Consider the following 24,610-nt stretch of genomic DNA (forward strand, 5'->3'; position numbering starts at 1 on the left):
GCCTGCGGCATCTTGCGGTGCGGGGAACCGCAGATCCCGCCCGCAGGCGTTCCCCTGGAGTCCGCAGGGTGCTGTGATACCCGGAGCCGTGACGCAGGGAGCCGCGGGGAAGGCAGGGGAACCATCGTGTACCGAGCACTCATCACCGCGGTGGCCGCCGCGGCGCTCGTCTTCGGAGGTGCGGTGCCGGCGACGGCGCACACCTCTCCGTCGGTGCCGGGAGCACCGACCGCCGTCCGCGTCACCGGCGACGCGGACAGTGCCACGCTGACGTGGCGCGGCCCGGACCGCGGCGCCAAGGTGACCGGTTGGAAGGTCGCCGTCGACGCCGTCGCGAACCGGCACGACCACCAGGTCCACCGACTCCACCCGCGCGCCCGCTCCGACCGCTTCGACGAGCTCTCGCCCGCGACCACGTACCGCTTCTCGGTGCGTGCCCTCGGCCACCGGGGGACCGGTCGCACGGTTACGCTGCGGTGGACGTCACCGCCGGCGCCCGAGCCGGAGACGACGCAGTCGCTGTTCGCCCTCGACGGCAACGGCGACGTCGTGCGGTTCCCGACCTCGGGCACGGACGAGCCCACCACGGTCGCGACCGACGGCGCCGGCTTCACCGCGAACGCCGACGGCGACGTCTTCACACCGTCGGCGGACGGCACCGCGATCCTGCTGCACCGGGCCGACGGCGGCGAGACCGAGACCATCGCGTCCGGTCTGCACCTGACCCCGGACCTGCGCTCCGACGCCGAGGGCAACCTGTACTGGGTGGACTCCGTGACCCGTGCGGTGCAGAAGCTGTCCGTGCGCGGCGGTGCTGCTGCCAGCGTGGTCGCCTTCGCGCCGCCCGAGGGCTCGGCGACGCGCACGCTGTGGGCGGTCGGCCGTGACGGCACGGTGTCGACGTTCTCGAGCACGAGCCGCGGTGGCGTGGTGAACACCGCCAGCCCGGCAGGCACCGTCACCAAGCGGACGGTCGTCGCGCCGAACGGCAGCGGTCTCGGGTACCTGAACGGCCTGCTCGCCGACGGCCAGGGCACGCTCTACGTCAGCTTCCAGGCGTTCGGCGGGTCCGGGTACTCCGGCTGGTACGCGATCGCCGCGGCATCGACGACGATCACGCTGTTCGAACCCCGCACCGCGTTCCAGTACGCCGCGGTGAACTCGACTCACCTCACGCAGCTGCAGTCGGCGGAGTGGTGCCCGTCGGCCAGCGAGGGGAGTCCGAAGGGCTGCCACGTCGACCAGACCCTGACACACCTGGTCGCCCGCGACGCCGCGGGGACGCTCAGCGAGCACACGATGAGCGGTCCGACCGCGAACGGTCGTGGTGCCTTCGTGGGCGCCGCCGACGAGGACGGCGACGTGTTCGTCGTGATCGACGGCGGTCCGACGCCCGGGCTCTGGCGGGTGGGCGCCGACGGCGGTGCCGCCGAGCAGCTCTCGTCGGCGCAGTACTCGCGGCTCCAGGTGTCCTGAGCCGCGGCACGAGCGGGGCGGGGCGGGACGCAACGGCGCGTCCCGCCCCGCCCTCATGCGGTCATCCCGGCGCCCGTCCGCCGGCACACCTCGTCCCACGGGGTGGGCTCGAGGCCGAAGCGGGTCCGGGTCTCGGTGTCGTCGACCACGTACGGGGCCGTCCACTGGTAGCCCAGTTGGGCGAGTTCGCGCAGCATCGGTGACACCAGCCCGAGGGCACGGACCGCGCCGGCCGGCAGGCGTCGGACCGGCACCGGGGGCTTCCCGGCCGCCGCCAGCACCTCGGTCAGCGCCTGCTGCTGCGTCCGTGGTGGGTTGCTCGGCACCATCCAGGTCCGGCCGTGCGCGGAGTCGTCGGCCGCCGTCGTGACGAGGGTGCGAGCGACGTCGAGCACGTCGGTGAACGTGTGCGGCAGGTCGGTCCGGCCGATCATCGTCACGGGCTTCCCACGCAGGGCCGCCGGGAGCACCCGGGTGACGTGGCCGTTCCCGCCGATGCCCGGGCCGACGTAGTCCGAACCGCGGACCTCGACCGTGCGGATCCGACCAGCACGGTGAGCCGCCAGGGCGTCCGCCCAGATCCGGGCACGGAGGGCGCCCTTGTGGTCGGTCGCGGCATCGGGCAGACCCGGGTGCATCGGCCCGGTGACCGGACCGTACGGGTACAGGTTGCCGGTGATCGCGTACACGGCACCGGTCCGTTCGGCTGCGGTGAGCAGCGACGCGGCGAGTGGTGGCCATGCCCGCTCCCACTCCGGGTAGGCGCCGGGGTTCGCGCAGTTGTAGAGGACGGCGGCGCCGTCGGCGGCCCGGGTGAGTGCGTCGGGGTCCGATGCGTCGAGGGCGACGTGAGCCACTGCCTCCAGGCCGGTGTCGCGACCCGAGCGGGTGGCGACCGTGACCCGGTCGCCGCGCTCCGTGAGCAGGGCAGCGACGTGACGGCCCACCGGGCCTGCGCCGATCACGAGGTGGTGTGACATGGTGTCCCGCTTCCGTCGGTCGGGCCCGGCGACCGCGGTGCCCCGTCAGCAGCATGCCCTGCCGGTGACCGGAAGGCGAGCGCTGCGTGCCGTGTGGTGTCCGTCCGTCCCCAGATCGGGGCAGGGGACTGACAGGAGGCCCGTGGCTGGGGTAGACAGGTCCCTACGCCGAGGTCGACACCGACGACCGGAGCGGGACCGGCAGGGTGGATCAGGAGGAACGCTTGCGACGCAGCACGTCCGGCGACGCCGCGGACGGGGAGACCCGGTGACCGCGCTCGACGTCAGCCGACAGGACCGCCGCCGCCTGGCCACCGGGACCGCCCGCCGACGCCTGGTGACCGTGCGGACGGTGGCACTCCTGGCGTCCCTCGCCGGTGTCAACTACATCGTCTGGCGCTGGGCTGCCTCGGTGAACTGGCACTCGTGGTGGATCGCGGTGCCGCTGATCCTCGCCGAGACCTACAGCGTCATCGACTCGCTGCTCTTCGCCCTCGGGGCCTGGCGGCTCCGGGAGCGCGGCGAACCACCGGCGAAGCCGTCCACCGACGTCACCGTCGACGTCTTCATCACGACCTACAACGAGCCGATCGACCTGGTCGAGCGCACCGCCCGGGCGGCGAAGGCGATCACGCACCCGCACACCACCTGGATCCTCGACGACGGCAACCGTCCCGAGATGCGTGCGGCGGCCGAGGCGCTCGGCATCGGCGTCATCACGCGCGGCGCCGACTGGGTGGACCGGCCCCGGCACGCCAAGGCCGGCAACCTCAACAACGCCCTGCTCGCGACGCAGGGCGAGTTCCTGCTCATCCTCGACGCCGACCAGGTGCCGGACCCCGCGATCCTCGACCGCACCCTCGGCTACTTCAAGGACCCGCGGATGGCGCTCGTGCAGACGCCGCAGTGGTTCGAGAACGTGCCGGACGACGACCCCCTCGGCAGCCAGGCACCGCTGTTCTACGGTCCGATCCAGCAGTCGAAGGACGGCTGGAACGCGGCGTTCTTCTGCGGGTCGAACGCCATCCTGCGGCGCGAGGCGCTCATGCAGCTCGGCATCTCGCGCTACGTGGCCGAGGTCGAGGCGTCCGTCCAGCGCACCCTCGCCACCTCGCGCAAGCTCCTCGCCCGCTCCCGCGAGACCGAGACCGACCCGCGCGTGCTCGCCGCCCTCGACGACGCCGAGATCGTGGTGGACCAGGCTCGCGACCAGGTGCGCGCCGGTGAACCCCTCGGTGACGTGACGTACGCGTTCCAGCGGGGGATCGACGCCATCGCGTTCCGGTTCGCCGCCGCCGACCTCGAGTCCGTGCGGAACGACCTGCAGGAGCTCGCGGCGATGTCCACCGACGCCAACACCTTCGCGGGTCTCGACGACGCCGCGCTCGACGTGCTCGGCCGGCGCGAGGCCTCACCGGTCGCCGCCATCGAGTCGATCGCCGTGCTCGCCCGTGCCCTCGACGTCAACCGCGACGACGAGGCGCAGCCGATCATGCCGCTGGCGACGATCTCGGTGACCGAGGACATGGCCACGGCGATGCGTCTGCACGGCCTCGGCTGGAAGTCGGCGTACCACGACGAGATCCTGGCGAAGGGCCTGGCTCCCGAGGACCTGCCGACGATGCTCGTGCAGCGACTCCGCTGGGCGCAGGGCACCATGCAGGTGTTCTTCCGCGAGAACCCCCTGGTGCAGAAGGGGCTGTCGTGGGGGCAGCGGCTCATGTACTTCTCGACGATGTGGAGCTACCTGTCCGGGTTCGCTGCGATCGTCTACATCGCCGCCCCGGTGCTCTGCCTGTCGTTCGGGGTCATCCCCGTGCAGGCCTACAGCGTCGACTTCTTCGCCCGGCTCATCCCGTTCCTGGTGTTGAACCAGCTGCTGTTCTGGGTGGTGGCCGCCGGCAGACCGACCTGGCGCGGGCAGCAGTACTCGCTCGCCCTGTTCCCGGTCTGGATCGAGTCGGTGACCAGCGCGTTCGAGAACGTCTTCCGGGGCAAGCCGCTCGGGTTCCGCGTCACCCCGAAGGTGCGCGACGAGACCGAGCAGAAGCCGCGGTGGGACCTGGTCAAGCCGCAGCTGTACGCGATGGGCGCCCTGGTCGCGGCCTTGATCATGATCGGCATCCGCTACCTGACCGGCCAGGCCGAGGGGATCGCACCGCTCGTGAACACCGCGTGGGTCGTCTTCGACCTGTTCATCTTCAGCATCGTGATCCGGGCCGTCCGGTACCGCGGCCCGGCCACCCCAGCCCAGTCCGAACACGAGTCGAGCACCGCCGGAGGACCCCTGTGAGCACCGAGACCACGTTCGAGGTCGCCGCGACGCCCGACTCCCTCGACGAGGTGCAGGACCGCTTCGCCGCGTGGTGGGACGGCCTGGGCATCGACGACGTCCGGCTCCGCTTCGCACTCGAGACCGCCCTGGCCGAGGTCGCCGCGAACATCGTCGAGCACACCGTCCGCGCCGACCGGGGGACCGGGCGCCGGTACACCGTGCACCTCGAGGCCACCGAGCAGGCCCTGACCGCGGTGCTGACCGACAACGGGATGCCCGCCGACATCGACCTGAGTGCCGTCACCATGGCCGACGTCGAGCAGGAGAGCGGGCGCGGTCTGGCGCTCGCCATCGCGGCGCTCGACCGGCTCGAGCACCGGCACGAGCCCGGCCACAACGTCTGGACGCTTGCGTGCGACCGGTGAAGAAGCCGGTGGCCCGCGCGGTCGCCCTCATCGTCACGATCGCCACGCTCCTGCTCGGTGGTGCGCTGCCGGCGTCCGCTGCGTCCGTGCACCCGACGGCCGCCGTGCAGCCGGCCGAGGGGTCGACGTGGTTCGGCCCCGACCTCGACTGGGCCAGCGATTCGCCCGAAGGGTACGAGGGGCGGCTCGGCGCGACGCCGTCGATGTACGGGGTCTCCGTCGACTACCCGCTCGACCGCACGGCGAAGCAGGAACTCCTCCGCTCGGCGCGTGCGGCGGCGACCCAGGGTGCGGTGCTCGTCGTGAGCCTCGAACCCGACCGCGAACTGCGGTCGCTCGACACCGCGGACACCCGTGCCGTCAACACCGTGTTCGAGGACCTGCACGACCAGTACGACACCCAGGTGCTCGTCCGGTTCGCACCGCAGATGAACGGCACGTGGGTCCGCTGGGGCCAGCAGCCGACCGAGTTCGTCCGGGCGTTCCGGGCGCTCGGCACGACCGTGCACGCGGGCACGTCGGACGCGCTCATGGTGTGGTCGCCGTCGTACGGTGCCGGCTACCCGTTCGGCGAGTCCGCCGGGCGGCTGCGGAACCTGTCCCCCGTCGACGTCGCGAAGGCGGACACGAACGGCGACGGACAGCTCACCGCCGCTGACGACCCGTACGGGCCGTACTGGCCGGGAGCCGAGGCCGTCGACTGGGTCGGGCTCTCGATGTTCTCGTACGGCAAGGGCGACCCGACCGAGGCCGCCGGTCGCGCCGTGCCGCTCACCCGCAGCGGTGAGGTCGAGGCCCGGTTCGACGAGGACTGGGGGTACGACCAACCCCAGTCGGGCACGTTCTACGACCGGTTCGCGGCGGCCGACGACCGCCCGATGCTCCTCGACACCGGCGCCCTGTACAACCGCGAGCTGCAGGGCGACGCCGAGCTCCAGGTCAAGCGGAGCTGGTGGCGGCAGGTGCTCGCCGCCGTGCAGGAGCGTCCGCTGATCCGGGGCATGACCGTGCTCGAGGCAGAGCGACGCGAGCCCGAGGCCGGCAACCGCGTGGCCGACTGGCGACTCACCGCGGACCCGGGCGTCGCGGAGTCCTTCCGCGCCGACCTCGAGGGATCCGGTGACTTCGCCTTCGGTCCGGTCACCGACCGCGTGACCGTGCAGCAGGGCAACGCCGCGATCTCCCAGGAGTACGAGACCGGCGGCGAGCAGATGGCGTGGATCGTCTGGCTGGCCGCCGGCCTGGCGATCGTGTTCCTGCTGAGCGGGGTGTTCGGCCGGCTCCTGCCGAGCTGGCGCTACCCCGACGACGGCAAGCCCGGCCGTGACCTGCGGCTCGACCTGTTCCGCGGGTTCATCATCCTCGCCGTGGTGATCACCCACATCGAGATCGGCGGGCCGTACTCGTACCTCACGCTGCACGCCGTCGGGGCGATCACCGGCGCCGAGATGTTCGTGTTCCTGTCCGGCATGGTCCTCGGCATGACGTACCCGTTCGCCGTGAAGAAGTTCGGCGAGTGGGCGGCGGCCGTCGGTGCGTGGAAGCGCGCGCGCAAGCAGTACGTCGTCACGCTCGTGGTGATCCTGGTGGTATTCGCGCTGAGCTTCGTCCCGTTCCTGAACACCGACGCCATCACCACGTTCACCGACCGCGGCACGGGGACCGGCGGTGTCGATGCGGAGGGCCGGGTCTACGACCTGTACCCGAACGCGATGCAGCTGCTCGCCTACCCGCCGCCCTGGTACGCGATCCGGCAGTTCCTGCTGCTCGAGATGGGGCCGTGGCCGTTCAACATCATGGGCCTGTTCGTGGTGCTGAGCCTGTTCATCCCGGTGTTGATCTGGGTGATCCGCCGCGGGTTCTGGTGGGCGCTCCTCGCCGCCAGCTGGGCGCTGTACGTGTTCCAGGCGCTCAACCCGGAGTTCCGTCCGCTGAACTCCCAGTTCGAGGCGGTGTTCCCCCTGTTCACCTGGCAGGTGGTGTTCACCCACGGGCTCGTGCTCGGGTACTACCGGCGGCAGATCGTCGGTGCGCTCACCGGGCGTCTCGGCAAGGTCCTGGTCGGCGTCGCCGTCGTCGGGTACGCGGCGTTCCTGGTCTACGTGTGGGCCGGCGACCACTTCGGGTTCACCCCGGTGCCGTTCCCGGCGACGATGTACGAGTCGCTGTACAACACGGCGTACCAGCGGGTGGACCTGCAGTGGGGCCGCCTCGTGGACATCGCGTTCTTCGCGATCGTGTCCTACGCGATCCTCACGGTGTTCTGGAAGCCCATCGCCGCCACCATCGGCTGGCTCTGGATCCCGCTCGGGCAGGCGAGCCTGTACGTGTTCGTCTGGCAGGTGTTCTTCGCCCTGGCGATCGCGTCGATCCCCGGAGTGCCGTGGGGCAACTTCTGGATCGGGTTCGTGGTGCACACGGCGCTGATCCTGCTGGCCTGGTACATGGTCCGCAAGAAGTTCCTGTTCTCCGTCATCCCGCGCTGATCACGAGCACGGACGGACAGGAGGCCCGTGGCGGCGTCGCCACGGGCCTCCTGTCCGTCATGCGCTCACGCGATCCGCGTGACGCCCAGCGGCGTCGGGTCCACGGGGTCCGGCGGGACCGGGAGCGACCCGCGGATCTGGTTCTGCGCCTGGCAGTCGCTGGTGCAGTTCGTCGCACCCTGCGACAGTTCGACGGCGTCCTCGCCGAGCACCCCGCCCAGACGCCCACCGGGCTGGACCGTCCACGTGGTGGTGGTCGTGGTCTGCGAGGTCTTCGTGGCGACCTGCGGGCTGTCCTTGCCGAGGAGCATCTGTTGGGCACCGCTGCCCGCGGACACCGCGGCCGTGCCGTCGCCGAAGTTGATCTTGCCCGTGTACGGGTTCGTGAAGTAGAACAGGCCTGCGCCGAGGGTGTGGGTGAACGTCACCGGCCCCGCGAACTCCGTCTCCATCTGGAAGACGCCGCCCTGGGCGCCGTCCTTCGCCTGGACCTTGAGCTTCCCGGCCCCCGTCGAGAAGATCACCACGAGGGTGTCGTCCTTGACCTCGAGTGACGAGAGCTTCGTGCTGGCGAGCTGCGCGGCGGTGAGCGACGGGACCTTCGACGCGAACACCACGGTCGGCTTCGTCACCATCCGCTGGGTGTCCGGAGCGCCGGTCAGCGTGTAGTCGTACACGCCGAGGTCGGCGATCCGGATGTCGAAGCCGTTGTGCTTGCCCCGTACCGCGATCGTGTCGGAGACCGGGGTGTCGCGCACCCTGAGTTCCTTGCCCTGGGCGGGGTTCGTCGTGACCCCGTTCACGGTGACGGCGTAGTCGCCACCGGTCGAGGTCTTGCCGGACGCGTTCGCGGGGGAGACCCCGACGAGGGCAGCGGCGGCGACGGTGCCGAGGGCGATCGCGGCGACGATGCCGCTGCCGATCCTGCGTGAGCGCTGGGTGTGCATGGGTGCCTCCTGGTGGGCCTGTCTGGCCGGTACGACGATCGTCGTCGCCAGCCCGACTCCGCACCATCGGACCTTGGTACTAGTACCCGGTCAGCAGCGTTCGGCAGGGCACGGTCACCACCCGTGGTCGCGCGCCCACAGCGCGGCGCTCGTGCGGTCCGCGACGCCGATCCGCCGGAACAGCGACCCGACGTGCACCTTCACGGTGCGCTCCGCGATGCCGAGTTCCGTGCCGATCTGCCGGTTCGACATGCCCCGGGCGATGCGGACGAGCACGTCCCGTTCCCGGGGCGGGAGCTCCGGGCCCCGGTCCGCGACGGCTCCGGCGGCTGCACCGGGCAGGAGCGCCCGGGCCACCCGGGGGTCGATCGGCGTCTCGTCGCGCGCTGCGGCACGGACCGCCGCGACCACGTCGTCGGGCGCGGCGTCCTTGAGCAGGTAGCCCGTGGCGCCGGCCGCCAACGCGGCCCGCACCCGGTGGTCGTCCGAGAACGTCGTGATGACGAGGACCCGGACCGACGGCAGGAGCGCCCGCACCTGCCGGGTCGCCTCCACGCCGCCGGCACCGGGCATCGAGAGGTCCATCACGACGACGTCGGGCCGGAGCGTCGGCACGAGCGACACCGCCGCTTCGCCGGTGGCTGCCTCGCCGACGACCTCGCAGTCGTCCGTGGTCGCGAGCACCGCGCGCAGCCCGCTCCGGACCAGCGCGTGGTCGTCGACCAGCAGGATCCTCACCGCAGGGCCTCCGCGTCGACGGGGACCTCGAGGTCCCAGGTGGTGCCGGCACCCGGAGCGGTCCGGAGCAGCAGGGACCCGCCCGTGTCCTCGGCGACCTCGCGCAGCAGCGTCGTGCCGAGGTGTCCGGTGCCGCCCTCGACGACCACGGCGGGGTCGAAGCCCGCCCCGTCGTCGTGCACGACCACCCGGACCGAGCCGCCGGCCTGCGTCACCGTGACGTCGACCCGGCCCGCATGGGCGTGCTTGACGACGTTCCAGACGGCCTCACGGACGAAGCGCACGACCGCGAGCAGCGCGCCGGGGGACGCGTCGACCGCGTCCGGCACCCGCACGGTGGTCGCGAGCCCCGCTGCGCGCGCGCGGGCACAGGCGTCGTCGAGGGCGGCGCCGAGTCCCTCGGGCGTCGGCGCCGCCGGCCGGATCGTCGCCATCGAGGTCCGCAGCGACGACACTGCACCCCGGAGCACGGTGGCGGCGTCGCGCGTGGCGGGATCGGCACCGAGGGACAGTGCGAGTCCGGCGACGTCCTGCACCGGTCCGTCGTGCAGTTCGGCGGCCATCCGACGGCGTTCCGCGGCCTCGGCGTCGAGCGCGCGACCGAGCAGCCGCTCCCGCAGGCGCTGCCCCGAACGGATCCGCAGCAGCAACCCGAGCAGCAGCGGCACCAGGAGCGCGAGCACCACCGCCACCGTGCCGAAGGCCAGGACGGCGAACGACCGCCGCAGGTCCGCGGCGCGCGCGAGCACCTGGTCGTACGGCTGGTACGCCTCGAACAGCAGCGCCTCGCCGGACGGCGTGTGCACCGCCTGGTAGGCCTCGAGCAGCGGCCCGCGCCCGCGCTCGTAACGGTTCTCCGGCTCGGTCAGGTCGGACACCTCGGCGTCGGACCGGTCCGACTCCAGCGCCTCCAGGTCCTCGTCGGACAGCGGGAAGCGCTCGCCGACCAGTCGACGTTCGTCCGACCAGAGCACCGTGCCGTCGGCCGCCCAGAGCTTCATCCGGACCGCCGATCCGGTGCGCAGCTCACCGGCCACCGCGTCGTCCAGGCGCGTCCGTGCGGCAGCCCGGTCGACGGCGGACCGGGACGGGTCGGCGACCGCGTCGAGCAGTGCGGGTTCGACCACGACGCGTGCGAGCGCCGCGGTGTCGCTGGTCGCGTCACGGACGGCGAACGACTCCGCGATGCGCTGCGCCACCAGCGTGCCGGCGGTCGCGACCGCGGCGCCGCCGACGACCGCGGCGAGCACGACGCCGACCAGGACGAGCCGCCAAGGAGTCCGGCCGGTCCGCCGGCGCGGGTCGGCCGCGACGAGCACGACCGGCTCCGCCGCCGTGTCACTGTCCGACGACCGTTGTCCGTGCACCCGGACACCGTAACCGGCGGCGTCCCCGCCGAGCGCGCGCGGGGCCCGGATCGCCGCAGAACGCAGGCCTGGAGGCCCGTGGCGGCGTGGCCACGGGCCTCCAGGCCTGCTCGGGGTGCGTCGTACCGCACGTGGTGAGCAGGAACGGCCGGGTCGCCGCGCGCGACCCGACCGTTCCTGCTCACGAAGCGGGCAGCCGCTCGCGCAGGGCGCCGCGGACCGACTCCCACCCCGCCAGGCGGTCGCGGATCGCGTCGTCCTGCTCGGCGGCCAGGGCGTCCCGGTGCGCCTGTTCGAGCACCTCGTCGATGACGACCCGGCGACCGCTGCGGGCCGAGGTGATGGCCGCGTCGACCATGGTCAGGCTCATCACGTTGCCGTGCACCTCGCCGTCCGGCACCTCGCCGGAGCGGACCGCCCGGACGAAGGACGCCAACGACCCGGCGATCTCGTGCCCGACCGACGGCGCAGCGGCAGGGGAACCGGGGGTGCCGTCGAGGTCGCTCGACGGGTCGTGGTCGCCGTCCCAGAGTGCCGTGCCGGCCGCTCCGGAGGCACGCCAGTCGCCGTTCCACGAGGTCTCGGCACCCGGCGCGCACCACGAGCCGTCGTAGACGTAGCGGACGTCGTCCTCGAACGTGAAGACGGCTGCCGCGGCCGCGTCGCCCCGGTACCAGGACCACGACGGGTTCCACGACTCGCAGTACACCGACACCGGGTCGCGTTCGAGCACGTACCGGGCGGAGTCGAAGGCGTGGATGGCCATGTCGAGCAGCAGGACGTCGTCCATCTCCTCGCGGAAACCACCGAAGTGCGGAGCCTTCGCGAACCGGGTGCTCAGCCCGCCCACGGCACCGAGGTCGCGGACGTGCTGCCGGAACGCGACGAGCTGGTCGTTGTAGCGGCGGGACTGCGACACCATGAACAGCTTGCCGGTGGCCTCGGCGGCGGCGGCGAGCGACAGCGCCTCGGCGACGGTCTGCGCGGCCGGCTTCTCGCCGAGCACGGGGAGCCCTGCACGGAGCGCCTGCAGCGTGACCGGGTGGTGCGCGACCGGCACGGTGATGTCGAGGACGGCCTCGGCACCGGTCTCGGCGGCCAGCACGGTCAGGTCCGTGCCGACCGGGATCGACGGGTCACCGGTGTGCTCGGCCCCCGCGCGGGCGGCGTCGAGGTCGAGGTCGACGATGCCGACCAGCTCGACCTCGGGGTCGGCTGCGACGGTGGCGAGCCAGGCCCGCCCCATCCCGCCGGCGCCGACCTGCAGGACGCGCAGCGGGCTCACGCGTCGACCGCTTCCGGCTCGGCGTCGTCGAACGGGCCGCGGTAGTGCTGCCCGTCGAAGTACTCGCCCAGGTCGTAGCGGCGGAGCGTCGGGATCTCCCGCTCGCGCTCGGGCCGGGCCCACTCGGCGCCGTTCGCGATCACGCGACGGACGTCCGGGTGGTGGTAGACGGGGAAGTCCTGGTCACCGGGGGAGAAGTAGAAGATCTTCCCGAGTCCGCGGCGGTACGTCATGCCGCTCCGGAACACCTCGCCGCCGGTGAAACCCGAGATGAACACGAGCTCGTCGGGCGTCGGGACGTCGAAGTACTCGCCGTACATCTCCTGCTCGGGGATGACGATCGGGTTCGGCACCCCCCGGGTGATCGGGTGCTGCGGGTTGACGGTCCAGACGAGCTCCTGGTCGTGCTCGCTGCGCCAGCGGAGGGTGCAGGTGGTGCCCATCAGCTTGCCGAAGATCTTCGACCAGTGGCCGGAGTGCAGGACGAGCAGCCCCATGCCGGAGAGCACGTGCCGGTGCACCCGGTCGACCACGGCGTCGTCGACGTCCTGGTGTGCGGCGTGCCCCCACCAGGTGAGGACGTCGGTGTTCGCGAGGACCTCGTCGGTGAGGCCGTGCTCGGGCTCCTGCATGGTGGCGGTCCGGACGACGGCCTCGGGCAGGTGCTCGCGGATGCCGTCCGCGATCGCGCCGTGCATGCCGTCGGGGTAGCGCTCGGCGACGTGCTGCTCGACCTGTTCGTGGACGTTCTCGCCCCAGACGGTGATGCGGAGCGGGGTGGTGGTCATGGTGTGTGCCTTTCGGGGGTGGTGGGACCCGGTCACTTGACTGCGCCGCCGGTGGCCCCGGCGGCGATGAACTTCTGCGCCACGAGCAGCAGCACGATGGCGGGGATCGAGGCCATCACCGCGGCGGCCATGACGGTCGACCAGTCGGCGGTGAAGGTGCCGATGTAGTTGTAGATGCCGAGCGTGATCGGCCGGACGTCCTCGGTGGTGGTGAGGGTCAGGGCGAACAGGAAGTCGCTCCAGGTGAACAGGAACGTGAACAGTCCGGCGGTGATCAGGGCGTTGGCGCTGATCGGCACGACGACCGAGCGGAAGGCCCGGAAGTTGCCGGCACCGTCGACCTTCGCGGCCTCGATGATCGACGGCGGGATGTTCTGCATGAACGCCCGCATGATCAGGATCGCGAAGGGCACGCCGGCGGTGCTGTCGGCCAGGATCAGCCCCGGCACGGTGTTGAGCAGACCGAGGTCGTTGTACGCCGCGTACAGGGCGTTCGCGACGACGATGCCCGGGATCATCTGCGAGATGAGGATGCCGAACAGCACCGCGTTGATGCCCTTGACCTTGAACTGGGCGAGCGCGTACGACGCCGGCGTCGCGATGAGCAGACTGACGACGACGCTGCCCAGGGCGATCACCAGGCTCGTGACCAGGGCGCCGCCCTGGTCGGCGATCGCCTGCGCGTAACCGCCGAGCTGCGCGTTGATCGGGAACCAGGCGGCCTCGATGGCGGAACCGGCCGGCTGCAGGGAGATGTTGATCATCCAGTAGACGGGGAACAGCATCACGGCGAGGATCAGGATCCCGACGCCGGACAGCACCCACTGCTTCGCGCTCGTGGGACGGACGGGTCGCCGGGTGCCGCGGGTGACCACCGCGCGGGTCCGGAGGACGTCGTTGGTGGACGCTGCGTCAGTCATCGACGGCCTTCCTGTTGAGGCGGAGGTAGACGATCGCGAACAGCGCGGAGATCACGATGAGGATGTTGCTCAGCGCGGCGCCCTGCCCGAAGTCGAACTGCTTGAACGACAGGTCGTAGGACTGGGTCGCGATGGTCTGGGTGGCGTTCGCCGGCCCGCCGTTCGTCAACCCGAGGATGATGTCGAGCACCTTGATCGTGTAGACGACGCCGAGCACGAGCGTGACGCTCACGACGGGTCGCAGCATCGGCCAGGTGATCGCCCAGAAGGCCTTCCACCCGGTCGCGCCGTCGAGTGCAGCTGCCTCGTACAGCTCGGTGGGGATGTCCTGCAGACCGCCGTACAGGATCGTGGTGTTGAAGGGGATCCCGATCCAGATGTTCACCGCGATGACGGTGATGAGCGCCACGGCGGGACTCGTCAGCCACGGGACCGACGGGATGCCGAAGGTGCCGAGGAACTGGTTGACGACGCCCGAGTCCTGGTCGAGCATCCACTTCCAGACCGCGCTCGAGACGATGAGCGGCAGCAGCCAGGGGAGCAGGAGCAGGGAGCGCAGGAGGCCGGACAGCGGGAAGTTCCGGCGGAAGAACAGGGCGAGCAGCAGGCCGAGGACGAACTGGCCGACGATCGACCCGATCGTGAACAGCGCCGTGTTGAGCATCGCCGTGCCGAACAGCTGGGACGACACGACCGAGGCGTAGTTCGCCAGGCCGACCCACGGTGCCTCGCCCGTGTAGAACGTCGACGTCGTGTACGCCTGGAAGCTCATGACGATGTTCTTGACCACGGGGTAGCCGAAGAACAGCAGCAGGAAGAGGACGGCCGGCAGCAGGAACAGCAGCTGCGCGATCCGTTCGAAGCGCAGCGAGCGGCCCGGGCGGGGCCGCCGGGACGGAGCGGGTGCTCCGTCCCCGGCGGCCCGCCGTGGGGCGACGGGGGTCGCGGTGCTCGTCATGCTCAGTTGCTCGACTGCGCGTTCCGCAGGGCGTCGGCCGGGGAGTCCTGCCCGGTCAGCGCCGACTGCACGGCCGTGTAGATCTTCGTCGCGGCCTTGGGCCAGTCGGCACCGAGCTCGCCGGTGCGGGCACGGGCGTCGGCGACGAGGTCGACGAACACCTGCTCCTCGGGGACGTCCTTGCCGAACTGCTGGGCGACGTCGGTCTTCGAGGGGATCGTGTACCGCAGCTTCGCCATCGCGAGCTGGTTCGCGTCGCTGTTCATGCAGTCGACGATCTTGGCGGCGACGGCCTGCTTCGCCTTGTCACCGGTGTTCGGGACGGTCCAGACCTCGCCACCGAGCGGGGCCACGGCCTTGTCGCTGGCGGACTGCACGGGGATCTGGGCGATCCCGTAGTCGACCTTCGACTCCTTCAGGCCGGGGATCTGCCACGGGCCGTTGATCATCATCGCGGCCTTGCCGGCCATGAACTGGTCGTTCACGTCGGCCTGGGTCCAGTTCACGACGCTCTTCGACATCGAGCCGTCGTCGACCAGGCCCTTCCAGAGCGACAGCGCTTCCTCGGTCTCCGGGGTCGCGATGTCCTTCTCGTCGCCGCCGTTCGACCACATGAACGGCAGGAACTGCCAGGTGCCCTCGTACGTGGCGTTGGCGTCGACGGCGAACCCGTACTGGTCGCCCTCGGTCAGCTTCGCCGCGGCGGACTGCAGCTCGTCCCACGTCTTCGGCGGGGTGACACCGGCGTCGGACAGCGCCTTCTTGTTGTAGAAGAGCGCGATGGTGTTCACGGTGGGGGCGAGGCCGTAGACCTGGTCCTCGTAGGTCCCGGCCTGCAGCACGCCCTTGGCGTAGCCGTCCGTCGAGATGTCGTAGTCGGACAGCGGCGACAGCGCACCGGTCTCGGCGATCTGCTGCAGATCCGGGTTGTCGAGCATCAGGACGTCCGGCAGGGTCTTCGACGACGCCTGCTGCAGGACCTTCTGGATGAGCGACGAGCCGGGCACCAGGCTGCGCTTGATGGTGACGTCGTTCTCGGCCCCGCACTTGTCGAGGTACTCGCCGATGACCTTCTTGTCGTTGCCCTGGTTGTAGTAGTCGAGCACGGTGATGGAGTCCACCTTGCCGCCGGAGCTCGCGGACGAGCCGCCGGAACAGCCGGCGAGGACGAGGGGGACGGTCGCCAGCATGGCGACCGCGCTGAGGACCGGGGCGATCCTGCGGTGTCGAGGCTTCATTGCTTCGCTCTTCTCTGAGTGGTTGCCGGACACGAGTCGAACGTGTCGCTCGTGGATCGGGGACGACCGGACCAGAACCGCTCCGTCGCGTCCCGAGTGGGGTCGAAACTAGCATCGAAGCGGTTAGATGGTAAAGCGCTTAGACGATCTTTTTCGGGCACCGCCCCCGCTACAGTGAGCGGGACAGGGTGAGGGAGCGGCATGGCGACGATGCAGCAGGTCGCCGACCGGGCGGGCGTCTCGATCGCGACGGTGTCCTTCGTCGTGAACGGCAACAAGCGCGTGTCCGCCGACACCCGTGCCAGGGTCACGGCGGCGATGCGTGAGCTCGGCTACCGGAACAACGTGGTCGCCCGGGCACTGGCGTCGCGCCGCACCCGGATCCTCGCGCTCGTGTTCCCGGTGCTCGAGCACCGGCTCGGCCAGACCGCGTTGCAGTTCTTCACGAGTGCCGCGAGCCGCGCCTCGGAGCTCGGGTACCACCTGGTGCTCTGGCCGGCGGTGACGACGGCGGACGACGTGCAGGACCTCATCTCGGGCGGTCTCGCCGACGGGGTCGTGGTGATGGAGGTCACGATGCACGACCCCCGGATCGGCCGCCTGACCGAACTCGAGGTCCCGTTCGTCGCGATCGGCCGCACCGCCGACCCCTCGGGCATCTCGTACGTGGACATCGACTTCGAGCGCACCGTCGAGGACGCCCTCGACCACCTCACCGGGCTCGGGCACCGTCGGATCGGCCTCGTGGTCGAGGACCTCGACGGCACGTCGATGGCCGACTACGGCCCGAAGGTCCGGTCCGAGGCGGCGTTCCGCGCCGGCATCGCGAGCCGCGGCCTCACCGGTACCGTGGTCGCCGCCGGTGCCTCCGCCGAGGGAGGGCGCCGTGCGGCGGGGGACCTGCTGGCGCGCGACCCCGACGTCACGGCCGCGATCATCATGAAGGACGACTCGAACTTCGGGCTCGTCAGCGGGTTGCGGGCCGGCGGGCGCCGGGTGCCGGAGGACGTCTCGGTCATCGCGATCGTGTCCTCCGACGGCGCCGGCGCGGCGACCGAACCGGTGCTCACGACGCTGAACGCCCCCGGCCCGGAGCTCGGCCGCCTGGCGGTCGAGTCGCTGGTCGACCGCCTCGAGGGCGGCAGCACCGAGCGCACGCACACGCTCATCCCGTGCGCCCTGCACCTCGCCGGATCGACGGCCCCCGCCCCCGCCTGACCCCCTGCCGGTCTGGAGGCACGGGTCGGCGCCGCCACGCGCCTCCAGGCAGCCGCCGGCCACGTTCCGGGCTGCGCGACAGTCCACGGATCCCCGAGCGCGTGAGGGGTCGTCCAGACCGAAAGGTGCCCGGCACGGCACCGCCGCCGGCGCCCCTGCCGGACAGACCAGGCTCCGCCTGGTTGTGTGGACGTACAGGTTCGCAGCACCACACGTCGAGGAGGACGGATGGCAATCGACCGGAGGACGTTCATGCTCGGGGGAGCGGGGGTGCTGCTGCTCGCCGGCTGCTCCACCCGACCCGAGCGCACGCGGGTCGAGGACTGGCCGACCGAACCGCCCGAGGGTGAGGCGACGATCAGCTGGTGGGCCGGGCAGGTCGCCTCGAAGGACGGCGGTGACCTGCGGCGCCGGCTCATCGCGGAGTTCCAGGAGGAGCACCCGAACATCCGCGTCCGGATCGTCAGCGCCCCGAGCGACACCGACACGAACCGCACCAGCCTGACGACCCAGATCGCGGCGGGCAGCAGCACACCGGACGTCTACCTCGGTGACGTCGCCTGGCCCGGGCAGTTCGCGAAGAACAAGCTCGCGACCCCCGTGAACCAGCTCGTCGGCGAGGACTTCTTCGACCAGTTCCCCGAGGGCCTGCGGCTGGCGGCGAGCGTCGACGGGACCTACTACATGTTCCCGCTGTACATCGACGAGTCGTTCTTCCTGTACCGGAAGGACCTGCTCGCGAAGCACTCCCTGCAGGTGCCGGGGTCGTGGGAGGAGGTGCGCGAGACCGCCGCGAAGCTCGTCGACACCGGCGACGTGTCGTACGGGTTCGCGTTCCAGGGCGACGTGTACGAGGGACTGACCTGCAACGTCACCGAGTTCGTCGCCGACGCCGGCGGTTCACTGCTCAACGACGACCTCACGGCGCCTGCGACGACGAGCTCCGAGACCAAGCGCGCGTTCGAGTTCATGCGGTCGCTGGTGACATCGGGAGCGTCGCCACGGGCCACCCTGACGTACCAGGAGCAGGACACCAACGACGCCTTCTCCGGCGGCCGCGCGGCGTTCCTCCGCAACTGGTCGTACGCGTGGGGGATCGCGAACGGCCCGGACAGCCGGGTCGCCGGCAAGGTGGGTCTCGCCGCCCGGCCGACGTTCGACGGCATGGACGAGCACCACTCGACGATCGGCGGGTGGGGGAACTACATCAACCCGCACACGCAGGAACCCGCGGCGGCACTGACCTTCGCACGCTGGATGTCGAGCGAGACCGCACAGCAGTTCCTGACCCGTGAGGGCGGTGTCCTGCCGGCCCGGTCGGCGAGCCTCGTCAGTGCGGACGCCAAGCGCCAGGAGCGCCCGACCTACGACACGGCGGCGGGCATCACGCTCGTGCCCCGTCCGACCTCGACCGCCTACTACCCGAAGGTGTCACAGGGCGTCTACCAGAACGGCAACAGCATCCTCGGCGGGCAGGCGTCCGTCGACGGCGGTACCAGCGCGATGGCCTCCGCCATCTCGCTCGCCCTGCAGGGAGCGGCGCTGTGAGCGCCGGCACGGCGACACGACCGGCACGGCCTGGAGGCACGGGTCGCGTCGATCCGCCGCCCCGGCCGACGGGGCGGTCGCGTCTCGACCGCATCCGCTCGCGGGGCGCGTGGGGCTTCGCGGCCCCGGCGCTCCTGGTGGTCGCGGCGGTGACGATCTTCCCGGTCGTGTACTCGGTGGTCCTGAGCTTCGCGGACGTCGAGGTCGGCTACGAGGGCTTCACGATCCAGTCGTTCGGGCTCGACAACTACGCGGCCCTGCTGCAGAGCGCCGACTGGTACCGGGCGCTCGGCTTCACGGTGCTCTACACGGTGGTGACGGTGTCGGTCGAGCTCGTGCTCGGCATGCTCGTCGCGCTGGTGCTCGAGCGCCTCGGGGCCACCCGCGGCTGGATGCTCGCGCTCATGCTCATCCCGTGGTCGCTCGTCACCATCGTGAACGCGCAGCTGTGGAAGTACATCTACGACAGCACCTACGGCGTCGCGACCTGGTTCTTCGGGTTGTTCGGGGACGCCCCGGTGATCCTCGGCGAACCGGTGCCCGCGATCACCGGGCTGATGGTCGCGGACATCTGGAAGACGACGCCGTTCGTCGCGATCATCCTGCTCGCCGGGCTCGTGCAGATCTCCGAGGACCACTACGAGGCCGCCGAGCTCGACGGCGCGAGCACCTGGCAGACGTTCTGGCGCGTGGTGCTGCCACAGCTCACGCCGACCCTGACGATCGCGGTGCTGTTCCGCATCCTGCAGGCCTTCGGCGTCTTCGACCTGCCGTTCGTGCTGACGAACGGCGGACCGGGCACCGCCACCCAGTCGCTCGCGATCATGGGCTACAAGGTGCTCTTCCAGGACATCAACATCGGACCGGGCGCGGCGATCGCGACCTCCACCGCGGTCATCGTCGCGGCCGGGTGTCTGCTGTTCCTCCGGGCGTTCCGGAACCAGGCGAAGGGAGGGGACGACTGATGCCCCGTCAACGTGTGCGCAAGGGCTGGCGGAAGTGGGTCAACACCGTCAACGTCAGCGGTGTCGTCATCGCGGTGCTCACCGCACTGCCGCTCTACTGGCTCGTCACGACGTCGCTCAAGCCGGCGTCCGAGATCGGGCAGTCGCCGCCCACCGTCTGGCCGCAGTCGTTCACCTTCGACAACTTCGTGGTGGCCTTCCGCGACAACGCGCTCGGCCAGTACATGGTGAACAGCGTCATCGTGTCGGTGTCGACCACGGTGATCGTGCTCGCGCTGGCGTTCCTCGCCGGGTACGCCCTGGCAGGCCGGTTCATCCGGGGGCGCACGGTGATCATGACCTCGCTGCTCATGCTGTCGGTGTTCCCGGCGATCGCGGTGCTGACGCCGCTGTACCTGCTCGAGCGCAACCTGGGGCTGCTCAACTCGTACCCGGGCCTGATCGTGCCGTACGTGGCGTTCAACCTGCCGTTCGCCATCTGGATCATGCGGAACTACCTGCAGGGGATCCCGTCGACGATCGAGGAGGCGTCCGAGATCGACGGCGCCGGGGCATGGCGGACCGTGCTGTCGGTGATCCTGCCGATGGCGAAGCCGGGCCTGTTCACGGTCGGCGTCTTCACCTTCACGGCGTCGTGGAGCGAGTTCCTGATGGCGCTGACCTTCAACAGTGAGAACTCGTTCCGGACGATCCCGGTCGGCATCGCGCTCTTCGGGACGCAGTTCACGGTGCCGTTCGCGCAGATCTTCGCCGCGAGTGTCGCTGCGACGGTGCCGATCGTCATCCTGGTGCTCGTGTTCCGTCGCTCGATCGTGTCCGGTCTGACCTCCGGCGCGGTGAAGGGGTGACGGGTGTCCGGCATGCGGAGATAGGTAGGGAACTTACCTAGCTGCGCATGCTGGACATTCGTCAGGGCGTCGTCCTGACCGCCCGTAACCTGCCGTCAGGGGCTCGGTGCGCCGAGATCGACGGCCGCGACGATGCGGTCGATGATCCGCACGAACCTGGCCCGCTCCCGTTCCGAGAAGGAGGCCATCAGGTCGTGCAGGTGCTTGTTCGTGCCGTCCATCGCGCGCGCGTAGTCGCGGCGGGCAGCATCGGTCAGCTCGATGTGCCGGCTGCGGCCGTCATCCGGGTTCGGGATGCGACTGAGGTGTCCGCTGTGCTCGAGTCGGTCCACCATGCCGGTGACCGCCGGGCCGGTGAGCCCCAGGTGCTTCGACAGGTCCTTCACGCGCACCGTCCGGCCCGCTTCCTCGGCGCGCGAGACGAACTGCAGCAGCGTCAGGTCGCCGCCGGAGACGCCGAGCTCGTCGCGCAGGCGCCCGCGCAGTTCGGAGACCGCGGCCTCGAGCCGGGTCAGAGCCGCGTCCAGGTCGACATCGCTCACGACAACGCCCCCTCTGCACGGGTCTCGTCCGGATCACGATACGCCGCAGTCACCGCCCCAGCGTATCCACATAACGCGAAGCGTGGAACGGTTCAGGTGGCGATGACGGATTCGGGGCACCGTGGCTGACCCCGTCCCGACTCCGCAGTCCGCTTCCCGCGCCGGTGAACCGGTCCGTTTCGAGGTCTCCGGCGGGGACCCCGACTCGGCCGAGCGCGACCTCGCCGCCGTCCACGGCGCCGATCGGTGGTCCGTCCGGCGCATCGACGACGACTTCTCCTACCGGTACACGGCCGTCGGGGACTCCGACGTGAGCATCCGGCGTTCGCAGCTCCGCGGTGCCGTGCGCGGCTCGGTGCCCGTCGGCACCGACTACGTGGTGACCTGGATCACCAGCGGGACCGCGCACCTGGACTCCGGGCGCGTCCGGATGGAGTTGCGCCGCGACGTCCCCGTGCTCCTGCCGCCCGAGGACGACTTCGTGTTCACGGCCGAGGACCACGACCAGCGGTTGGTGCACTTCGGGCGGGAGTACGTGCACCGCGTCGCGTTCGAGCACCTGGAGGTCGACGCCGCACCACTGCGGTTCGACCCCACCCGCGCGCCGGAGCCCGACACGGCGGAGCGCTGGCAGGGGGCGCTCCTGGCGCTGTCCCGGGCGCTGCGCGCCGAGGGGCCCGACTCGGACGCGTGGCACGAGGCCAAGCGGTCGGCGGCCACCGCGTTCCTGGACACCTTCCCGCCGCAGGCCGACGACCTGCCCGCGGTGCTCGGCCTGCCCCGGAACGCCCGGCTGCGGGCAGCAGTGGAGTACATCCACGCGCACGCCGCCGAGCCGGTCACCGTCCAGGAGCTGTCCGAGGTCGCCGGCCTGAGCGTGCGGTCGGTCCAGGAGTCGTTCCGCCGGGTGTTCGACGTGTCGCCGCTGACCTACCTGCGCGAGGTCCGGCTCGACCGGGTGCGCGGGGAACTGCTCGAGCTCGACCCGCAGGCCGGGGTCGTCGGCGACGTCGCCCGACGGTGGGGGTTCGCCCACCTCGGCCGGTTCTCGGCGGCGTACGCTGCCCGGTTCGGCGAGTACCCGAAGCAGACCCTGCGCCGCTGACGACGGCGGGTGCTCAGCGGCCGGGTGCCGGCCTCGGCGCGGGGCCCGTGCTCGCCCGCACGCGCAGGGTCGTGGGGAGCCGGACGTGGTCTGTGGTCGGTTCGCCACGGAGCATCGTCAGGAGCATCTGCACGGCGTGTGACCCGAGCTCGGCGAGCGGCTGCGACACCGTGGTGAGCGGCGGGGTCGTGGTGGACGCCTGCGGCACGTCGTCGAAGCCGACGACGGACAGGTCCTGGGGCACGCGGAGCCCGAACTCGGCCGCGGCGCGGAGCACGCCGATCGCCGACGAGTCGTTCGCGGCGAACACCGCGGTGGGGCGGTCGGCGAGGGCCAGGAGCTCACGGGCGACGGCCGCGGACTGGTCCTCCTGGTAGCCGCCGTCACGCAGCAGGCACTCGTCGACCGTGATGCCCGCGGCCGTCAGGGCCGAGCGGTACCCGGCCGCGCGCAGCTGGGCGGAGGCCAGGTCGGCGCGTCCCTGCAGGTGCGCGATGCGAGTGTGTCCGAGTGCGAGCAGGTGTTCGACGGCCTGCACCGCGCCGGCCTCGTTGTCGGCGTCGACGGTGGCGTGCCCTTCCGGCCCGGTGTGCGGGTCGATCGCCACGACGGGGATCGACGAGCTCGACAGTGCCGTGGTCGGGGTGACGACGATCGCGCCGTCGATCAGGGTGCCGGAGAGGCGGGACAGCGACCGGCGCTCCCACCCGGGTCGGTCGGCGCCGGTCATCAGGCCGGCGTAGGCGAGCAGCTCGTAGCCGGTGCCGGTGGCCGCCCGCGAGATGCCGCGGAGCAGCTCGGTCGAGAACGGCTCGAACTCGGGCACCAGGATGCCGACGACCCCGGTCCGCGAACTCCGCAGGCTCCGGGCGACCAGCGAGGTCTCGTACCCCAGGTCCTCGACCACCTGCTGCACGCGGAGCATCGTGGCGGGTGCGACGCCGTCCCGCTGGTTGATCACCTTGGACACCGTCGGGATCGACACCCCGGCCACCCGCGCCACGTCGCCGATCGTCACCCGGCCGGCACCGGGACGCGCGCCGAGTGCCGAGTCCATGTGCACACCGTACCGCTGCGGCACCATGCAATCGAGTAAGAAAACGTTATCGATATCGATTGACACCGGCACGGAGCAGCAGGCATGCTCTCCGCAGCGGCAGTCGATGTCGCGCATGTCAACGACGACACTTCAGGAGTTCCACGATGACGAGGAAGATCCGTGCCGCGGCAGCCATCGCGCTGATCGGGGCGACAGCACTGGTGGCCAGTGGGTGCTCGGCGGGCAGCGATGCCTCCGAGGACGGCGGGAAGGTCACGATGACCTTCTGGCACAACTCGACCACCGGACCGGGCAAGGCCTACTGGGCCTCGACGGTCAAGGCGTTCGAGGAGAAGTACCCGAACGTCACCATCAAGACCCAGGCGATCCAGAACGAGGACCTGGACGGCAAGCTCCAGACCGCCCTCAACTCCGGCGATGCCCCCGACGTGTTCCTGCAGCGCGGCGGCGGCAAGATGGACGCGATGATCGCTGCCGGGCAGCTCATGGACATCTCCGACTCCATCAGCGCCGACGCGAAGAAGTCCATCAGTGCGGGCACGTTCGCCGGGTACGAGAAGGACGGCAAGACGTACGCCATGCCGGGCGCGGTGCTCCCCGAGGGCATCTGGTACTCGAAGGACCTGTTCAAGGAAGCCGGTATCGAGGGCACGCCCACGACCATGGACGAGCTGAACGACGCGATCACGAAGCTCAAGGCCAAGGACATCGACCCGGTCGCCGTCGGCGCGAAGGACGCCTGGCCGGCCGCCCACTGGTACTACAACTTCGCGCTCCGCGAGTGCAGCCAGAAGACGCTCGAGGACGCCGCGGAGTCGCTGAAGTTCGACAACGCCTGCTGGACGAAGGCGGGCGAGCAGCTCGAGGACTTCAACGCCACCAAGCCGTTCAACAACGGCTTCCTGACCACCGCCGCACAACAGGGCGCCGGCAGCTCCGCCGGTCTCCTCGCCAACCACAAGGCCGCGATGGAGCTCATGGGTGCGTGGGACCCGGGCGTGATCGCATCGCTGACGCCGGACGCCAAGCCGCTGCCCGACCTCGGCTGGTTCCCGTTCCCCGCGATCGACGGCGGCAAGGGTGACCCGAAGTCGATGATGGGTGGTGTCGACGGCAACTCCTGCTCGGCGCAGGCCCCGAAGAAGGCGTGCACCGACTTCCTGAACTTCATCGTGCAGAAGGACAACCAGGAGGGCTACTACAAGGCCTTCAACGCCATCCCGGTGAACAAGGAAGCCCAGTCGGTCGTCGACTCGGACTACCTGAAGTCGGCCCTGGCCGCCTACCAGGAGGCCCCGTTCGTCTCGCAGTACCTCGACACCCTGTACGGCCAGAACGTCGGCAACGCGCTGAACACCAGCGTGGTCGACCTGCTCGCCGGCAAGGGCGACGCGAAGGACATCGTCGAGACCACCAACCAGGCTGCGGCCAAGGGCTGAGC

Annotated in this window: 21 protein-coding genes; 10 read left to right on the forward strand and 11 right to left on the reverse strand. The window is 70.8% G+C overall.

Annotated features, from left to right (window positions below; translation table 11 throughout):
- Nucleotides 1-126: 126 nt before the first annotated feature.
- Entirely contained in the window at nucleotides 127-1,476 is a 1,350-nt protein-coding gene (locus tag DEI85_RS03450; protein WP_146249006.1) for a fibronectin type III domain-containing protein, read from the forward strand.
- 53 nt (nucleotides 1,477-1,529) lie between these two features.
- Here the strand turns inward: DEI85_RS03450 and DEI85_RS03455 are convergent, their stop codons facing one another.
- On the reverse strand, nucleotides 1,530-2,456 hold the full coding sequence (locus DEI85_RS03455) for an NAD-dependent epimerase/dehydratase family protein (RefSeq protein WP_111123856.1): 927 nt from the start codon (nucleotides 2,454-2,456) through the stop codon (nucleotides 1,530-1,532).
- 337 nt (nucleotides 2,457-2,793) lie between these two features.
- Between DEI85_RS03455 and DEI85_RS03460 the strand changes: the two genes are divergently transcribed.
- The 3 genes from DEI85_RS03460 to opgC are packed head-to-tail and all read left to right on the forward strand — an operon-like array spanning nucleotide 2,794 to nucleotide 7,642.
- Complete coding sequence (locus tag DEI85_RS03460; protein ID WP_258370008.1) at nucleotides 2,794-4,749, forward strand: glycosyltransferase; 1,956 nt, start codon at nucleotides 2,794-2,796, stop codon at nucleotides 4,747-4,749.
- Nucleotides 4,746-5,156, forward strand: a complete 411-nt coding sequence (locus DEI85_RS03465) for an ATP-binding protein (RefSeq protein ID WP_110862635.1) — start codon at nucleotides 4,746-4,748, stop codon at nucleotides 5,154-5,156. The genes DEI85_RS03460 and DEI85_RS03465 overlap by 4 nt, the downstream gene beginning before the upstream one ends.
- Nucleotides 5,153-7,642 carry an OpgC domain-containing protein gene (gene opgC / locus DEI85_RS03470; RefSeq protein WP_146249007.1) on the forward strand — a complete coding sequence of 830 codons (2,490 nt, stop codon included), beginning with the start codon at nucleotides 5,153-5,155 and terminating at the stop codon, nucleotides 7,640-7,642. The genes DEI85_RS03465 and opgC overlap by 4 nt, the downstream gene beginning before the upstream one ends.
- 65 nt (nucleotides 7,643-7,707) lie before the next feature.
- Here the strand turns inward: opgC and DEI85_RS03475 are convergent, their stop codons facing one another.
- From DEI85_RS03475 to DEI85_RS03510, 8 genes are all read right to left on the reverse strand, one after another.
- Nucleotides 7,708-8,589 (reverse strand): hypothetical protein, encoded by an 882-nt coding sequence (locus tag DEI85_RS03475; protein WP_111123858.1) that lies wholly within the window; start codon nucleotides 8,587-8,589, stop codon nucleotides 7,708-7,710.
- 114 nt (nucleotides 8,590-8,703) lie between these two features.
- Nucleotides 8,704-9,327, reverse strand: coding sequence for a response regulator (locus DEI85_RS03480; protein ID WP_111123859.1), 624 nt, complete (start codon nucleotides 9,325-9,327; stop codon nucleotides 8,704-8,706).
- A complete protein-coding gene (locus DEI85_RS03485) occupies nucleotides 9,324-10,694 on the reverse strand; it encodes a sensor histidine kinase (protein WP_111123860.1) in 1,371 nt (456 codons plus the stop codon). The genes DEI85_RS03480 and DEI85_RS03485 overlap by 4 nt, the downstream gene beginning before the upstream one ends.
- Nucleotides 10,695-10,875: 181 nt before the next feature.
- On the reverse strand, nucleotides 10,876-11,970 hold the full coding sequence (locus DEI85_RS03490) for a Gfo/Idh/MocA family protein (RefSeq protein WP_111123873.1): 1,095 nt from the start codon (nucleotides 11,968-11,970) through the stop codon (nucleotides 10,876-10,878).
- Nucleotides 11,971-11,975: 5 nt separating this feature from the next.
- Nucleotides 11,976-12,767, reverse strand: coding sequence for a ThuA domain-containing protein (locus DEI85_RS03495; RefSeq protein ID WP_110862640.1), 792 nt, complete (start codon nucleotides 12,765-12,767; stop codon nucleotides 11,976-11,978).
- Nucleotides 12,768-12,799: 32 nt separating this feature from the next.
- On the reverse strand, nucleotides 12,800-13,687 hold the full coding sequence (locus DEI85_RS03500) for a carbohydrate ABC transporter permease (protein ID WP_027464442.1): 888 nt from the start codon (nucleotides 13,685-13,687) through the stop codon (nucleotides 12,800-12,802).
- Nucleotides 13,680-14,645 carry a carbohydrate ABC transporter permease gene (locus DEI85_RS03505; protein WP_111033625.1) on the reverse strand — a complete coding sequence of 322 codons (966 nt, stop codon included), beginning with the start codon at nucleotides 14,643-14,645 and terminating at the stop codon, nucleotides 13,680-13,682. Before DEI85_RS03505 ends, DEI85_RS03500 begins: the two co-directional genes overlap by 8 nt.
- 2 nt (nucleotides 14,646-14,647) lie before the next feature.
- On the reverse strand, nucleotides 14,648-15,883 hold the full coding sequence (locus tag DEI85_RS03510) for a sugar ABC transporter substrate-binding protein (RefSeq protein ID WP_111091417.1): 1,236 nt from the start codon (nucleotides 15,881-15,883) through the stop codon (nucleotides 14,648-14,650).
- A 201-nt stretch (nucleotides 15,884-16,084) separates the two neighbouring features.
- On the opposite strand from DEI85_RS03510, the gene DEI85_RS03515 reads away from it, so the two are divergent.
- The 4 genes from DEI85_RS03515 (at nucleotide 16,085) to DEI85_RS03530 (ending at nucleotide 20,462) form a co-directional block, all read left to right on the forward strand.
- The gene (locus DEI85_RS03515) at nucleotides 16,085-17,101 is read left to right on the forward strand and encodes a LacI family DNA-binding transcriptional regulator (RefSeq protein ID WP_258370002.1); all 1,017 of its coding nucleotides are present in this window, start codon (nucleotides 16,085-16,087) and stop codon (nucleotides 17,099-17,101) included.
- 228 nt (nucleotides 17,102-17,329) lie between these two features.
- The gene (locus DEI85_RS03520; RefSeq protein ID WP_111123861.1) at nucleotides 17,330-18,649 is read left to right on the forward strand and encodes an ABC transporter substrate-binding protein; all 1,320 of its coding nucleotides are present in this window, start codon (nucleotides 17,330-17,332) and stop codon (nucleotides 18,647-18,649) included.
- Nucleotides 18,646-19,614, forward strand: a complete 969-nt coding sequence (locus DEI85_RS03525; protein ID WP_176708257.1) for a carbohydrate ABC transporter permease — start codon at nucleotides 18,646-18,648, stop codon at nucleotides 19,612-19,614. The genes DEI85_RS03520 and DEI85_RS03525 overlap by 4 nt, the downstream gene beginning before the upstream one ends.
- On the forward strand, nucleotides 19,614-20,462 hold the full coding sequence (locus DEI85_RS03530; RefSeq protein WP_258370004.1) for a carbohydrate ABC transporter permease: 849 nt from the start codon (nucleotides 19,614-19,616) through the stop codon (nucleotides 20,460-20,462). Before DEI85_RS03525 ends, DEI85_RS03530 begins: the two co-directional genes overlap by 1 nt.
- 95 nt (nucleotides 20,463-20,557) lie before the next feature.
- On the opposite strand, the gene DEI85_RS03535 is transcribed toward DEI85_RS03530, so the two are convergent.
- Entirely contained in the window at nucleotides 20,558-21,004 is a 447-nt protein-coding gene (locus tag DEI85_RS03535; RefSeq protein WP_110862645.1) for a MarR family winged helix-turn-helix transcriptional regulator, read from the reverse strand.
- 121 nt (nucleotides 21,005-21,125) lie between these two features.
- Here DEI85_RS03535 and DEI85_RS03540 point away from each other — a divergent pair, with 121 nt between their 5' ends.
- Entirely contained in the window at nucleotides 21,126-22,109 is a 984-nt protein-coding gene (locus DEI85_RS03540; protein ID WP_111091415.1) for an AraC family transcriptional regulator, read from the forward strand.
- A gap of 13 nt (nucleotides 22,110-22,122) precedes the next feature.
- On the opposite strand, the gene DEI85_RS03545 is transcribed toward DEI85_RS03540, so the two are convergent.
- Nucleotides 22,123-23,166: a LacI family DNA-binding transcriptional regulator gene (locus DEI85_RS03545; RefSeq protein ID WP_181420176.1), complete on the reverse strand. Its 1,044-nt coding sequence runs from the start codon at nucleotides 23,164-23,166 to the stop codon at nucleotides 22,123-22,125.
- Between the two features lie 146 nt (nucleotides 23,167-23,312).
- On the opposite strand from DEI85_RS03545, the gene DEI85_RS03550 reads away from it, so the two are divergent.
- Nucleotides 23,313-24,608 (forward strand): ABC transporter substrate-binding protein, encoded by a 1,296-nt coding sequence (locus DEI85_RS03550; protein ID WP_110862647.1) that lies wholly within the window; start codon nucleotides 23,313-23,315, stop codon nucleotides 24,606-24,608.
- Nucleotides 24,609-24,610: the final 2 nt, after the last annotated feature.

The sequence above is a fragment of the Curtobacterium sp. MCBD17_026 genome (assembly GCF_003234895.2).
Classification (GTDB): domain Bacteria; phylum Actinomycetota; class Actinomycetes; order Actinomycetales; family Microbacteriaceae; genus Curtobacterium; species Curtobacterium flaccumfaciens.